The sequence below is a fragment of the Pseudoalteromonas sp. CH_XMU1449-3 genome (assembly GCF_037027245.1).
Taxonomy (GTDB): domain Bacteria; phylum Pseudomonadota; class Gammaproteobacteria; order Enterobacterales; family Alteromonadaceae; genus Pseudoalteromonas; species Pseudoalteromonas shioyasakiensis.
Genome location: NZ_JAYMDY010000003.1, coordinates 158,744 through 172,283, shown reverse-complemented (window position 1 = coordinate 172,283; position 13,540 = coordinate 158,744). Strand labels below are relative to the sequence as shown.

The following is a 13,540-nucleotide window of genomic DNA, read 5'->3' as shown; positions in this document are numbered from 1 at the left end:
AGTCATGGCATCCTTATCTGCATCAGGTTAAGATGGGTAAAATAACAACAAAATCAGCGGGTGTTTAATGAATAAAATCAATGCGCTTATCTACTTTTTAGCCTTTAGTAGCGGCTTTTGCATTATGGGAATTGAGCTTTTAGGCGGGCGAATTTTAGCGCCGTACTTTGGTAGCAGTGTGCATATATGGGGCAGTATTATCACTGTATTTATGTTGAGCTTATCTTTCGGCTATTTACTTGGCGGTAAGCTCTCAACCCGCAATCCTTCGTTAACTAAATATGGTCTCATTTTCTTTGTAGCGAGTATTATGGTGGTGCCAATAGTATTGTTTGCTGAGCCAATTATGACCTTTATTTTCACCCATATTGAAGACAGTCGTTACGGCTCGTTGCTGGCATCAACGGCGTTGTTTTTTATTCCTACAACAATACTCGGCATGATCTCACCTTACTCAGTGCGATTATTGGTTACCGATCATGAAAAAAGTGGTCAGGTTGCCGGTGGTTTGTATTTTGTGAGCACCTTAGGAAGCGCCCTTGGCACGATTATTACCTCTTTTTATATGGTGCTAGCATTCGATGTTAACGACATCATTAAAACCTTTGCTGCGGTATTAGGCGCGCTTGGTTTGCTTGCAATTGCGGTTAGTCAATTAAAAACGAAGGAGCGTGCTGTATGTTTAGAGTCGTAACGCTTTGTTTGATCATGACACTGCCTTTTAGCAGCTTGGCAGAAGTAATACATAAAGAGCGCTCGCTTTATCGAAATATTTTAGTGGAGAAGACTGGCGATTTACTGTGTTTAAAATTTAACGAAAAAACCCGTAAAAGTACGCAAAGTTGTATGTATAAGAGTGAGCCTAAAAAGCTGGTGTTTAATTACACCAAAATGACGTTCGCAAGCTTACTATTTATTGATGACCCTAAAAATGTACTGATCATAGGTTTAGGAGGAGGTTCACTCTCTAATACCATTCATGAGCTTTACCCTAGCGCTCATATCGAAAATGTCGAAATTGACCCCGCGGTAATAAAAGTTGCCCGTGATTATTTTAGCTTTGTAGAAACTAATAACGTAACGTCTAAGGTGCAAGATGGCCGAATTTTTATTAAACGTGCCGCACTTAAAAAACAAAAGTACGATTGGATTATTCTTGATGCCTTTAACGGCGATTATATCCCTGAGCACCTCCTCACTAAGGAGTTTTTTGCGGAAGTAAAAAGTGTTTTGGCTGATGGCGGTATTGTCGCTGCAAATACTTTTTCATCGAGTAAATTGTACCAGCATGAGTCGGCAACTTACTTCGATGTGTTTGGTGACTTTGTTAATGTTGTGACCGATGAAAACTCTAATCGCATTATTTTAGCTGGCTTTGAGACTATGCCTAGCCAGCAACAGTTAGCCGAACGCGTCAACAAACTCGCAAATAAGTTAACCCCGTACGATGTTGATTTGCAGTTACTCAGCGAGCATTTGTTTTATACTAAGGGTAATCAAGATTGGCCATCGGATACCAAGGTGCTCACTGACCAATATTCACCAGCGAATTTATTAAATTATCAATGATCAAATACGCCTTAATTGCATGTCTTTTATTTACCAGCTCTGCTGCTATGGCAGAGCACCCTTCACCCCCACCTTTAGCTGCAAGTCAGCAGCAGTTGTCTAAACTATTAAATCAATACAAAGGGAAAGTCGTGTTACTCGATTTCTGGGCGTCTTGGTGCAGCCCGTGTCGACGGTCATTTCCTTGGTTTATTGCCATGCAGAGCAAGTATCAACAGCAAGGGCTTAAAGTGATTGCTGTAAACATTGATGTTGAACGCGGTGATGCCGATGCATTTTTAGCTGAGTTTGCAGTTAACTTTAATATTATTTATGACCCAGATGCTGTTATTGGCAGACAATACCAACTTAAAGGGATGCCGAGCAGCTTTTTAATCGATAAAGAAGGCGTAGTACGGTTCCAACACACAGGATTTGTTGCTGATAAATTAGACCTCTATGAAAGCCATATCAAAGAGTTAATTGCTAAATAGTGTTATCTATCAGATAACTTTTGCTGTTGTTCGCTTTTATCGAACACAGCTATCTATTTTATTAATTGCACTAATATTTACTTAGCATGCTAACTATATTAAAATAGTTAGCATGCTAAGTAAATGGAGCGCATCATGTTTTCCACTCCCCCTTTTCACGAAACTCTTGATTTAACATTATGCGGCAGTATGGGCCGTGTGCATCGTTTATGTCGCGATGCTGTCACTTTGGCGGTTGAGCCTTTGGGCCTTACTCAATCTCGCTGGACTGCGATGATGCACCTGTTTCATTTAAACCAAGGTTGTACGCAACAAGAGTTGGCAAATAGCTTAGGCATTGAAATGCCTTCACTAACTCGCACTATTAAGCAGCTTGAGCAACAAGAGATTATTGCTCGTAAAGCTGACGCTGAAGATAAACGCAGTAAACGTCTGTACTTCACTGAGCAAGGTCTACAATTGTTAGACACATTGCAGGTGATTATTGCCGATGTGAAAGAGCACCTTTATGCCGATTTAACCACTGAGCAACTCGATACCATGGCGCATGGCTTAATTCAGATGGAACAGAATGCCCGTCAGTGTATCCGTCATTATTCAGGAGATAAGTAACGTCATGACACCAGATCAAAAGTTTGCCCGTTACGTAAAAATCTCTTTAGCGGGTTTTATTGTTTTATTTTTATATTTTGTGATTGCCGATTTGTATATGCCTGTTACACCGCAGGCCCGTGTGTATCATCCGGTTGTGCAAGTGACCCCACAGGTAAGTGGTCGTGTGACTGACGTGTTAGTGACTAATAATCAAGCTGTCGAAAAACAGCAGGCCTTGTTTAAGATTAACGATGAGCCATTCGAGCTTGCTGTACAACAAGCTGAGCTTGCTTATGATGATGCAAAACTACAAAACCAACGTTTAGATAGTAGTGTGAAAGCAATAGAAGCACAGTTAGCGGCTGCTCAAGCTAAGCTACATGAGCAAACGTTGCTGTTTGAACGCGGTGAGTCGCTACTGAAAAAGCGTTCTATTTCAGAGCAAGAGTACGAAACTATCAATGCGAACTATCAATCAAGCAAAGCCAATGTGGCTGCAATTGAAGCCCAGCTTAGCGAGGCTAAATTAGCGCGCGGTAAAATAGGGGATGACAATTTAGCGCTTCGTCATGCTCAAAACCAGCTTGAACAAGCGAAACTAAACCTGTCGTACACCACAGTGACAGCTGATATCGACGGTAAAACAGCAAACTTACAAGTAACACCGGGTACCTATGCTAATAAGGGCCAGCCGTTAATGGCGATTGTTGCTAATAAAGCTGATTTAGTGGCTGATTTTCGTGAAAAGTCTTTAGTTCACGTGCAAATTGGTAGTACTGCAAAAGTCAGCTTTGATGCGCTACCGGGCAAAGTGTTTACAGGCAAAATTGTTAGTTTTGAAGCGGGTGTGAGTGATGGCCAGCTTAATGCTAACGGTTTACTCAGTGCTACTGAAAGCAGCAACCGTTGGGTACGAGATGCACAGCGTCAACGTATCCATATTCAACTAGATGAACACCAGATGCTGGCTAAATTTCCAAGTGGTGCGCGTGCAACTGTGCAACTTCTGCCTGACTCTAGCATCGGTAGCTGGTTTGCAAGCATGCAAATTCGCTTAATTAGTGTTCTGCACTTCATTTACTAAGGCTGGGTGAGTTATGTCAGTATTGCAACTCGATGGTAATGGCTTGCGCCAAGCGCTGCGCATTGCTACGGGCTCAGCATTAGGGTTTTCACTGGCAAAATTGATGAACTGGCCGAATGGCATCTTTTTTACTGTTTACCCTATGCTACTACTCGGTTTAGTGCCTGTGCTTAACATGCATATTATTCGTCAGTTTTACGCAGGCGCGGTGTTCAGTGCGCTGTTTGTGCTGGTTGTACAAGGATTGTTTGCACACTTGCCTGTTGTAATGACAATGATGAGCTTTATAGCCTTTGCCTTTTTGTTCTATCAAATGAGCCGTGGCGCTAACTTTTTATTTGGCGCCACAACGGTGGTGAGTTTGTCGATTCAATTGCATTTTTCGACCTACACCGGCGGTGGTGTCAGTATTTATCCGCTGATCATTAGTAACGCTGTTGCAGTTGTCGTAACTGTGCTGTTTTCGATGCTAATGCATGGTTTATTCCCTGATGTTGCACCACGGCAAGGTCGGGTAATGCCAGAGAAAGCAAAAGAAAGTATACGCCACGAAGTATTGCTTTGTTCAACCGTTGCGACTTTATCATTTGTTGTATTTCAGGTATTTGATTTACAAGACTCTATCTCTGCTCAAGCAGCCTCGGTACTGATATTGTTTTCATTGTGCTGGAAAGCGGCAGGTATGGCTGCATGGCAGCGCGCGATAGGCACCTTAATCGGTTGTAACTTAGCGTTAGTGGCACAGTTATTTTTGTATAACCATACAGATATTTTGATATTTCCTGCGTTAATTCTGTGGATTTTGACCTTTATCTTTAGTCGTTATCACATAATTGGTGGCGGTATTCCGGGTGTTGGCTTTGGTATTATCACCACATTTGGTATTTTGTTTGGCCAGTCATTAGGGCCGGGGCAAGATTTGGTTTACAGTGCGCTCTATCGTTTTTCGTCGGTGTCTGTGGCCATACTATTGAGCTTATGTGCGGTGTATATAATGCATCACATCTTAAATCGCTTTGCAATGACTAGGCATCACACGTTTGATTAAAGATTAAAAAAGGGAGTTAATCAGAACTCCCTTTTTTATTGATATTTGGTTCGAAAATTGTAGGTAGAGACTTAAGTAAATCGTCTTGTTTCTTTACGACACTCTGTACACAGGTTTTTGAGGCGACATCTGCAACCCAAGCGCCCCATTGTGAACTGCCAGGCTCTTCTCCTGGGGTTGCCCACCATCTGGCTTTATAAAGAATTTCGTTGTAACAGGTTTCACTACCTTGCGGATACGCGCTTCCGGCTTGCCATGAATCTACAGCAAAACTCGACATAGGCAAAGCTGACAGCGTTATCATTGCAGCGGCAACAATGCGTGATTTCTGGCCCATACGCGGCTCCTTCTTTAATGGTGAGATTGTATGACTATTATAGACGCGGCAGGATTAACCATCAATTAACTTTGTTAACAAGTTACACTTCTTTACAGTTCTGCTTATTTTTGACACGATCTTCTGATGTGAAAGTTAGAATTTTACATTTTTTCTTAATGCTTTTGTTTGTCCTCTTTTTGTTTTAGAGTCCATGCGCTTTCTCTGAGAATTTTTACTTGGTTTTGTTGCTCTTCGTTTCTTTTGTATTTGTGTTGCATTAATGATTAATTCTTTCAAACGATTAAGCGCATCTTCTTTGTTCATTTCTTGCGTGCGATGACTTTGCGACTTTATGACAATAACGCCCTCTTTGGTAATTCGAGAATCATTTAAATTAAGTAAACGTTGTTTGTAAAAGTCAGGTAACTTTGAGCGATTAATATCAAAACGAAGATGAATAGCTGTAGCTACTTTATTGACGTTCTGCCCGCCTGCGCCTTGCGAGCGGATCGCACTAAAGTCGAGTTCCCATTCATCAATTTTGACGGTATTAGAAATAATTAACATCAGGTTCAGTTAGCTATGGTAAAAAAGGTATTGTAACATTTGTAATTGGCTAAACATAATAGCTCGACTATTTGCGCCGGTTGCTAACCATTTTGAAAGAAAGGAGATCACGATGAAAGCACTACTTATTTCTATGAGCCTACTTGCGATGAGTTTTTCTAGCTTCGCAGAAGATATTACTGAAAGCCAGCTACAGCGTTATATAAAAGCCTTACCTGCTGTGGTCAATTGGTCACAAAATCAGTCTGAATTAGATACTGTAAATCTCGGTGGTATGCTAGGTAGTTCTGATGGTGTTGACAGTTCGTCAGTAATGGATGCATTAGGCCACATTAAAGATCACGAGCTATACGCAGAGTTTGAAGCCCTGACCAAGCAATATGGTTTCACACCTGAGCAGTTAGTTACTGTTGGCTCAGAGGTATCAATGGCGTATTTAGAAAACCTTAAAGCGGGTATGTCAGAAGAGAACAAGCAACGTGTAAATCAAGCAATGAGTGGTTTACAAAGCCTTACAGCATCTTCATCTGATGCGGGTACTCGCTCAATGGCAGGTGCTTTAGAAGGTGTTAAAGCAAGTACTGCAACAGCAAATGTTAGCGAAAGTAACGTCAACTTAGTTAAGCAGTATATGCCGCAGTTAAAAGAACTGTTCGCAATGTTGCAGTAACAGCACTATCAAATAAAGAAAGCGGCGAGTGAGCCGCTTTTTTTATGCTTACTTGAATACCATAGGGTTTTTTAGCTGCTGCTTTTGTTGTGCAGTTGGTAAAAATCCAGTTTGTACAAACTCATTAAGGCTTGGGTGACGTTCAAAGTATAAAATATCTAGGGCAAAACGATTCATACCGTACAAGCCCCGATGGATCATATTTGCCGAAAATATGAGTAAGTCACCTTTTTTGAGTGCTACACTTTTACCACGAGTTAGTGAGTCACTATTTCGAGCGCCCTGCTGTTCTAATCTAACTATTAATTCTTCATCTGAATCCCAGTTTTTATGGCTGCTTGGTATTAGCTCTATTCCCGGCTCATCTTCAAAAGCAACGCGGCAATGCAACACTTCAGGGCCGCTAAGAGCGGCCTTTTGCGCATCAAGCTCTAAGTGATACTGCATATCGCGATGCCAATAATTTGCCTGTTTAGGGTTGTAAGGGTTAAAGAATAGTTGAGTATTCATAAACTGGGGCTCAGCAACAATACCCTTAACCTGTTTCAATAGTGTGTTGGCGCTGACAAACTCAAAAAGAGCAAACTTTTCCTCAACACTTAAACATGCAGCACCAGTCAAACCTGAGCTATTAATCCCTCTGGATTGGTAAAAAGATTGGTTTTCTTGCAACCAGTGATGATGAAATTTATCGAGAATTGGCCTTACCTTGCTAAGCTCACTCTCTGTGTAAAGGCCCTTTACATGGTAGTAGCCGTTTTCAGCAAAAAAGTTATTTTCCATTTTTTTACCTTGCTAAAATTGCACGTATTTTACTACTAAGCTCAGGCAATACTTGTTGCTCAAACCACGGATTTTTCTTTAGCCAGATATTATTGCGAGGGCTTGGGTGAGGCAGTGGCAAGTAATTTGGCCAATATTCACGCCACGATTTTACTAACTCAGTTAAGGGCAGCTGCTTAGTGTGGGGTAAATGATATGCCTGCGCATACTTTCCTAAGATAATGGTGAGCTCAATATTATTTAGTTGCGCTAAGAGCTTTTCACGCCATGCAATCGCGCACTCTTTTCTTGGTGGTAAATCACCTGATTTTCCTTTGCCCGGGTAACAAAAGCCCATCGGCAAGATAGCAAAATTGCGCTCATCGTAAAACTCATCACTCGTTACACCAAGCCAAGAGCGAAGCCTTTGCCCGCTTGCATCATTAAACGGTTTGCCACTTTCATGCACTTTAATTCCCGGTGCTTGACCAGCAATTAAAATGCGAGCCCGTGGATTAAACTGAATAACGGGCCGCGCTCCGAGTGGTAAATGAGGTTCGCAGATCACGCATTTACTAACTTGTTCTAATAATGATTGAGTACTCATGAGTTAGTAAAAATATGATCTATGCTTGCTTTGACCAAACTGCTAACTCATTACCACTTGGCTCTGTGAAGTGAAAACGACAGCCTCCAGGAAAATCAAACAAGGGTTTAATAATTGTGCCGCCGTGTTTTTCTACCTGTGCTTGAGTCTCTTTAATATTATTTGAATAAAGCACCAGTAGCGCGCCGCCATTATTGGTTAAGCTAGTTAATGGGGCTTGATAAAAACCGCCATCAAGGCCCGCTGATTCAGCGCTAAAAGCCGTGTATTCAGGGCCATAGTCGGTAAATTGCCATTTAAAAACCTGATGAAAAAATGCCTTTGTTGCGGCTAAATCTTTAGCAGCAAATTCAACATAATTTAAGCTATGGTGGTTCGACATGGTGTGCTCCTAATTTAAACAATTCTCAAGCGCCATAGCGCAATGAAGTGCTGTACTATCAAGTAATGGAATAGATGTATCTGATTGTTGAACTAACAGCGCTATTTCGGTGCAACCAAGAATAATGGCTTCAGCACCTTGCTGAGTTAGAGCATCAATAATGGTTAAATACTCAGCTTTAGATTCTGGGCTGATGATGCCTTTACATAGTTCATCATAAATCACTCGATGCACTGTTTCACGCCCCTGTGCATCAGGAATTAACACGTCTATGGCGAATTTATCAGCTAGGCGTTGCTTGTAAAAGTCTTGTTCCATAGTGAATTGTGTACCCAACAAAGCCACTTTTTTAAAGTTATTCTGGATCAGGTTTTCACCAACTGCATCTGCAATGCGTAACAAAGGAATTGCAACCGCAGCTTGCACTTGCTCAGCTAGTTTGTGCATGGTGTTGGTACAAATTAATAAATAATCCGCGCCCGCAGCTTCAACTTGCTTAGCGGCCTTAATGAGTATCTCGGCCATCTGTGCCCAATCTTGTTGCTTTTGCATAGCTGCTATGTGGGCAAAATCGAGGCTAACGAGTACTATCTTGGCACTATGCAGCCCCCCAAGTTTGTTTTTAATGCCTTGATTTAAAAGCTGGTAGTAACTTTGTGTAGACTCCCAACTCATGCCACCGATTAAGCCTATTGTTTTCATTGCAGCTCCCTTTTTATTTACTTAACACCATATGATATTGCACAGAACAAAGCTAGCAGATCATTATTTTACTAACAGATCGAGTTAGTTGGTTCTGTTTCATTATTTAATACGTGCATGCAAATGATAACTACTATCTTTTCTGTTTGTCGGCGATATAATACGGGGTTTTCTTCTCGTGTTATTTTTTAAGGGATTATCATGCATTCTCAATCATTAGATGCAGTGACTACCAATCGCCCTAAAAATACAGCTAAAAAGCGCTCTGTGAGCCTATCTTATCGTGTTGCTGTGTTTTTGCGTTTCGTTGCAGCCATCATTGGTGGTTACGCCTTTACCAGTGTGCTTATTTCATTACTAGCTGTGTTATTACCACTTAATAAACTCGACAGCGTGCTGTTAACCACGACTCTATCGGTATTTTTTTACTGTTGTGTGTTTATTTGGGTATTTGCCGTTAAGTCTTTAAAGACTGTTTGGATCACTATTTTACTAACAACTAGTGGGCAATTGCTGGCCCTTTCATTGATTAAGGATTGGTTATGAAAGAGAGCTTTTTCCGCTCAATGACTTGGCTTCATACCTGGGTTGGCTTATTGGTATGCTGGTTACTGTTCTTAATCTTTTTTGCTGGCACCATCAGCTTTTTTAAAGATGAAATCACTATTTGGGCCAAGCCTGAAACGCACCATGTGCAGCATCAAGCACAACGGGTTCAGTCTCAAGCCGAGCAAATTAATTATGTGTTTGCGCAATTACAGCAACAGGCACCTAATTCATTATCTTGGCGGATAAACTTACCTGAGCCGCGTAACCCTGTTTTAAGCTATGGGTTTGCTGAGCCTAAACAGCCTGGTCAGCGCCGTGCACCTTTCAACTATACACATCTAGACCCTAATACCTTAGAGCAATTACCCGAACCTCGGGAAACTAAGGGGGGTAACTTTTTCTATCGCTTACACTTTGATTTACATTACATAGATGTATTTACTGCAAGGATAATTGTTTGTTTAGCCTCATTATTTATGTTGGTAGCGCTTATAACAGGCATAGTGATCCACAAACGTATTTTTAAAGATATGTTTAGCTTTAGAGCAAACAAAGGCAGCCGAAGTTGGCTCGATGCACACAATGTTTCGTCGGTGCTGGCACTGCCATTTCATATCATGATCACCTACACGGGGATTATCACGCTTATATTTATGCTGTTCCCCTACCCTGCCGAGACTGTATATGAAAATGGCTTAAGGCAAATGTTTGATGAGGCATTGCCTATTAATAAACGTGCAAAGCCCAGTGAAGAGCAGCGCCCTATGGTGGCAATCAAAGATGTGTTAGATCAGATTTATACTAAGTCACCGAATGCCGACATTAGCTACGTGTTTGTTAGAAATGCCAATACAGCGACCTCACAAATCGTGGTTTATTTGGCAACCGGCAAAGAGGTTGTAGATAACGGACCACGCTACTTATTTAGTGGTGTAACAGGTGAGCTTGAAGCGAGTTCTGGCGAAGATTGGAGCGCTTCGGCGCAGTTTTATGACTCAATGACGGCATTACATAGCGGTCGTTTAGCCGAGCCGTTGCTACGTTGGTTATATTTTTTCTGTGGTGTAGCTGGCTGTGCCATGATAGCTACAGGCTGCATCATGTGGGCAAAGCGCTTACGCGAGAGGCTCAAAGCAGAGCAAAAACCAAGCTTTGGGCTTAAGCTCGTTGAGACACTAAATTTAGCCACCCTGATGGGTTTACCAATTGCAACCGCAGCGTTCTTCATTGCTAATCGATTATTACCTTTAGGGTTAGCCGGGCGTGCCGATAAAGAAATACTCGTGTTTTTCTTAGCTTGGCTGGCGATGCTAATCGTTGCTGTGATCGGCCGAGAAAAACGCCACTGGCGCTATAGTGCTTGGCTTAACGCTGCTGCTTGCTTATTAGTACCAGTGGTAAATGCGTTGACAACAGATGGTAATTGGATCACGTATTTACTAACTCAGCAGTGGGCCTTATTCGGTATTGATAGTGCGTTTATTTGTGCTGGGCTGCTGTTTTTACTACAAAGCAAAAAAATACCTAGCCATAAAACCGCTACAAATAAGACTAAATTAAATAAAAACAGGCTGTTAAAGGAGCAACAAGGATGATGGAGTTACTGCAATTTAGTCTCTGCTTTTTAGGCTTTAATTGTTTTGCACTTGCAAAATTCAATCATTTCCGTGATGTATTTAAAAAGAAATTAACCGAAAAACAGCGAAGTAGCTTTTTATTCAGCGGCTGGATCAGTATTTTACTAAGTTTGGTGCTTTGCGTGCTGTCAGATGCTGGGTACGGCGCATTGCTATTTTGCGGTTATATGGCTTTAAGTGTACTTATGCTCATGATTTTATACAGTTTTACTGTTTCATGGGTAAAGCATGTCAGTGTATTAACTATGTCTGTTTTGCTGTTGAGTGGCTTTTCGGTGATGATTTTGTAGTGTAGTTAGTAAAAAACTGATCTGATACCAATTTGCAATAGTGCTTAATTAAGTAATAAAAAAATGGGTAGGCAATGCCTACCCAAGCAGGGGATTAAATTGGGGGATCACATGTTGTTTCAAATTAACGACGCTAAGTTTGCCTAGCATCCATTACAGTTGTGTTGCACATTCGTGATAGTTTAAAGACAGGTGTAAAGCCCCTTTACGCCCTTGAAAACTTTAAACCCCTGTTTTACATTGATTTTTTAAGCTTCTCTACTTTTGTGGGGTCATCGAGGGTCCATTCTGGTTTCGCGTCTGGTATGAACTTACCGTATGTCTTGCGAATCATTGAAACATTACTATGACCTAAATGCGCTGCGACGGAGGCTTCAGGTTCGCCAGCCTTGAGCATCCAGCTCGCAAAGCTGTGTCGGGTTATGTACCTTTTCTTGTAGCCTACGCCCGCAGCCTCAAGAGTTCTTCGCCACGCCTTCATGCTCATGATGTCCGACTTCTTGAACGGTAGCCCCCGCTCCGTCAGCCATACCCTCTCGGAATCGTGCGTTAGCAATTGCTGTTCTAAGACTGATCTCGCGGAAGATGGAAGGTAAATCTTCCTCGCGAGGCCACTCTTCGGCGTCTGAATCGTTCCGTACTTTGTTAAAGTGCGTTTCACAGTGATATATGGTAGACATACGTCCTCTCTCCTTAGTGCCAATGCTTCACCCGGTCTGAGACCAGACCAGAACATAAAAGTTATTAATCGTTTTCGTTGTTCGCTTTTCGTGGCTTCTACTATCCTTTCCGCTTCTTCGATAGTAAATACACTACTTTCGGACAACGCCGCCTCATCTTCTTCGCCTCTCGTCACGGCTTTTGACTTGCGCTCTACGTTGTCTAAGAGTGGGCCGAACGGGTCAGCCTCTAAGTCAAGCTCGATAACGGCTCGGCGGACAGCGATCTTAATAGCCCATAGCCTCCTGTTAGCCAAGTACACCGACGGGGCTGTATCTATAACCCTAACTCTAAACTGTTTAGCTTCTTTGGGGCTAAGTTTACTAATGTCCCAATCGCCTACAGCTTCGAGTAGCGGACGAACTAGGTGCTTGTAAACGCGAACAGTGGAGTCCTTGACACGCCCGACGCTTGCGTCAATGAAGTGCTTCTGCAAAATATGTGATAGCATCTTCTCGTCTTTCTTTAGACTCGGATCATTAGGGAAATAATCAGCTAAATTGAACTGGCCTAGGCTAATATCACGCCTAATCGAGTTAAGCATTTGCTCTGCGGCCTTGATGTTCGCTTTAGTTGGTGGTATTCCTAGTGACCGTTTCCATTGTTGCTTTTCATTTGGTGGGCGAAAAGCGATGCGCAGTTTTCCTCTGTGCATTGTTATACCCTTGGGTAAATCAAAATCACTCATGGTTGCTCCTGATGTGATTCACCCCCCACTATTAGATTAAAGTACGGGGATCAGCGTGTCTATAAAATTGGCATAAAAAAGCCCCCGTTCAATTAAGAGCGGGGGGTTTTGTTTTTGTAGTACGATCAACGCATTACTTCAGGGCTTCTTCAGCCAGCTTGTGTAATTTGTCATCCCACTTGTTCTCTGTCTTAGTCGTCAAATACTCTGACGCAAGAAGGAACACCTTTGTTAAGAACTTAGTCGTCATGAAACGAGTAAGAAGGAACGCTGCGAATTTACTCACTCTCAGTGCTCTCCGTCTTTGGGGCTAGTGCGCTAACTGCGGCGATTAAGCCTTCAAGGTCTTGGCCTTGGTAGTTAACCGCTTGAGCTACAGCGCCCAGTGCTTCATTTGCTTGTCGTGTTGCGTCCATTGAATCAAGAACACGTGCTTTTAGTTGTGTTACTTGTGCTTGTAACTGTTGGACTTCTTGCTGCATTACTCAACCACCTTAATTACTTCGCGTTTGCAGTGTTCTTCTGCGGCCTGCTCTGCCGTTAAGCCTTTATACACATCAACTGGTAACGTGTAGTCAGCGAAGTCCATGCTGTACGTAGCTGGGTCGATTAGGATATATGGCGCACTGCCAGAATCCTTCGCTTCTTGCGTAGGCCAGTAAGCCATGCGGTAATTCAACGAGAAGTTCGCGCTGTCCGCAGGGATTGTCCCGTGGCCTTCATCAACGCTGTACGTGAATGTCTCGCTAGTGTTCGCGCTGAACTCTGAACGTAATACTTGGAATACTGCTGCTTCGTGCGCTGTACCCTGTGGGTCTGTAAATGCTGTTGTAAACATTACTGCTACCTTTTTGTTATTGTGAGCTGAGATTATAACGC

At 42.3% G+C, this 13,540-nt stretch carries 19 protein-coding genes; 10 read left to right on the top strand and 9 right to left on the bottom strand.

The window, feature by feature from the left end:
- Positions 1–67: 67 nt before the first annotated feature.
- The 6 genes from WA256_RS05710 to WA256_RS05685 all read left to right on the top strand — a co-directional run bounded on the left by WA256_RS05710 (position 68) and on the right by WA256_RS05685 (position 4,768).
- Positions 68–694 carry a fused MFS/spermidine synthase gene (locus tag WA256_RS05710; RefSeq protein WP_058584358.1) on the top strand — a complete coding sequence of 209 codons (627 nt, stop codon included), beginning with the start codon at positions 68–70 and terminating at the stop codon, positions 692–694.
- The gene (locus tag WA256_RS05705; RefSeq protein WP_335989640.1) at positions 679–1,569 is read left to right on the top strand and encodes a spermidine synthase; all 891 of its coding nucleotides are present in this window, start codon (positions 679–681) and stop codon (positions 1,567–1,569) included. The genes WA256_RS05710 and WA256_RS05705 overlap by 16 nt, the downstream gene beginning before the upstream one ends.
- The gene (locus tag WA256_RS05700) at positions 1,566–2,042 is read left to right on the top strand and encodes a TlpA disulfide reductase family protein (protein ID WP_335989638.1); all 477 of its coding nucleotides are present in this window, start codon (positions 1,566–1,568) and stop codon (positions 2,040–2,042) included. The genes WA256_RS05705 and WA256_RS05700 overlap by 4 nt, the downstream gene beginning before the upstream one ends.
- 135 nt (positions 2,043–2,177) lie before the next feature.
- The gene (locus WA256_RS05695) at positions 2,178–2,654 is read left to right on the top strand and encodes a MarR family winged helix-turn-helix transcriptional regulator (protein ID WP_335989636.1); all 477 of its coding nucleotides are present in this window, start codon (positions 2,178–2,180) and stop codon (positions 2,652–2,654) included.
- 4 nt (positions 2,655–2,658) lie between these two features.
- On the top strand, positions 2,659–3,720 hold the full coding sequence (locus WA256_RS05690; protein WP_335989634.1) for an HlyD family secretion protein: 1,062 nt from the start codon (positions 2,659–2,661) through the stop codon (positions 3,718–3,720).
- Between the two features lie 13 nt (positions 3,721–3,733).
- A complete protein-coding gene (locus tag WA256_RS05685; protein ID WP_062565449.1) occupies positions 3,734–4,768 on the top strand; it encodes a DUF2955 domain-containing protein in 1,035 nt (344 codons plus the stop codon).
- Between the two features lie 16 nt (positions 4,769–4,784).
- On the opposite strand, the gene WA256_RS05680 is transcribed toward WA256_RS05685, so the two are convergent.
- The gene (locus tag WA256_RS05680; protein ID WP_062565448.1) at positions 4,785–5,105 is read right to left on the bottom strand and encodes a hypothetical protein; all 321 of its coding nucleotides are present in this window, start codon (positions 5,103–5,105) and stop codon (positions 4,785–4,787) included.
- Between the two features lie 135 nt (positions 5,106–5,240).
- Positions 5,241–5,654 carry an alternative ribosome rescue aminoacyl-tRNA hydrolase ArfB gene (gene arfB / locus WA256_RS05675; protein ID WP_062565447.1) on the bottom strand — a complete coding sequence of 138 codons (414 nt, stop codon included), beginning with the start codon at positions 5,652–5,654 and terminating at the stop codon, positions 5,241–5,243.
- 112 nt (positions 5,655–5,766) lie between these two features.
- On the opposite strand from arfB, the gene WA256_RS05670 reads away from it, so the two are divergent.
- Entirely contained in the window at positions 5,767–6,324 is a 558-nt protein-coding gene (locus WA256_RS05670; protein ID WP_335989630.1) for a short-chain dehydrogenase, read from the top strand.
- Between the two features lie 48 nt (positions 6,325–6,372).
- Here WA256_RS05670 and WA256_RS05665 read toward each other — a convergent pair whose 3' ends face one another.
- From WA256_RS05665 to WA256_RS05650, 4 genes are read right to left on the bottom strand one after another with little or no spacing between them, the layout of a single operon-like run.
- Positions 6,373–7,107, bottom strand: a complete 735-nt coding sequence (locus WA256_RS05665; RefSeq protein WP_063528012.1) for a phytanoyl-CoA dioxygenase family protein — start codon at positions 7,105–7,107, stop codon at positions 6,373–6,375.
- A 4-nt stretch (positions 7,108–7,111) separates the two neighbouring features.
- Complete coding sequence (locus WA256_RS05660; RefSeq protein WP_063528011.1) at positions 7,112–7,693, bottom strand: uracil-DNA glycosylase family protein; 582 nt, start codon at positions 7,691–7,693, stop codon at positions 7,112–7,114.
- Between the two features lie 19 nt (positions 7,694–7,712).
- Positions 7,713–8,075, bottom strand: coding sequence for a VOC family protein (locus WA256_RS05655; RefSeq protein WP_062565443.1), 363 nt, complete (start codon positions 8,073–8,075; stop codon positions 7,713–7,715).
- Positions 8,076–8,084: 9 nt separating this feature from the next.
- Positions 8,085–8,777 carry an aspartate/glutamate racemase family protein gene (locus WA256_RS05650; RefSeq protein WP_335989626.1) on the bottom strand — a complete coding sequence of 231 codons (693 nt, stop codon included), beginning with the start codon at positions 8,775–8,777 and terminating at the stop codon, positions 8,085–8,087.
- A gap of 201 nt (positions 8,778–8,978) precedes the next feature.
- On the opposite strand from WA256_RS05650, the gene WA256_RS05645 reads away from it, so the two are divergent.
- From WA256_RS05645 to WA256_RS05635, 3 genes are read left to right on the top strand one after another with little or no spacing between them, the layout of a single operon-like run.
- Positions 8,979–9,323, top strand: coding sequence for a hypothetical protein (locus WA256_RS05645; protein ID WP_253048974.1), 345 nt, complete (start codon positions 8,979–8,981; stop codon positions 9,321–9,323).
- Positions 9,320–10,921, top strand: coding sequence for a PepSY-associated TM helix domain-containing protein (locus WA256_RS05640; RefSeq protein WP_063528009.1), 1,602 nt, complete (start codon positions 9,320–9,322; stop codon positions 10,919–10,921). Before WA256_RS05645 ends, WA256_RS05640 begins: the two co-directional genes overlap by 4 nt.
- Complete coding sequence (locus WA256_RS05635; RefSeq protein ID WP_062565440.1) at positions 10,918–11,253, top strand: DUF3325 domain-containing protein; 336 nt, start codon at positions 10,918–10,920, stop codon at positions 11,251–11,253. The genes WA256_RS05640 and WA256_RS05635 overlap by 4 nt, the downstream gene beginning before the upstream one ends.
- Positions 11,254–11,488: 235 nt before the next feature.
- Here the strand turns inward: WA256_RS05635 and WA256_RS05630 are convergent, their stop codons facing one another.
- The 3 genes from WA256_RS05630 to WA256_RS05620 all read right to left on the bottom strand — a co-directional run bounded on the left by WA256_RS05630 (position 11,489) and on the right by WA256_RS05620 (position 13,499).
- Positions 11,489–12,661, bottom strand: coding sequence for an Arm DNA-binding domain-containing protein (locus tag WA256_RS05630; RefSeq protein WP_335989622.1), 1,173 nt, complete (start codon positions 12,659–12,661; stop codon positions 11,489–11,491).
- Positions 12,662–12,939: 278 nt separating this feature from the next.
- Positions 12,940–13,143, bottom strand: a complete 204-nt coding sequence (locus WA256_RS05625) for a hypothetical protein (protein ID WP_250660517.1) — start codon at positions 13,141–13,143, stop codon at positions 12,940–12,942.
- Entirely contained in the window at positions 13,143–13,499 is a 357-nt protein-coding gene (locus tag WA256_RS05620) for a hypothetical protein (protein ID WP_335989620.1), read from the bottom strand. The genes WA256_RS05625 and WA256_RS05620 overlap by 1 nt, the downstream gene beginning before the upstream one ends.
- Positions 13,500–13,540: the final 41 nt, after the last annotated feature.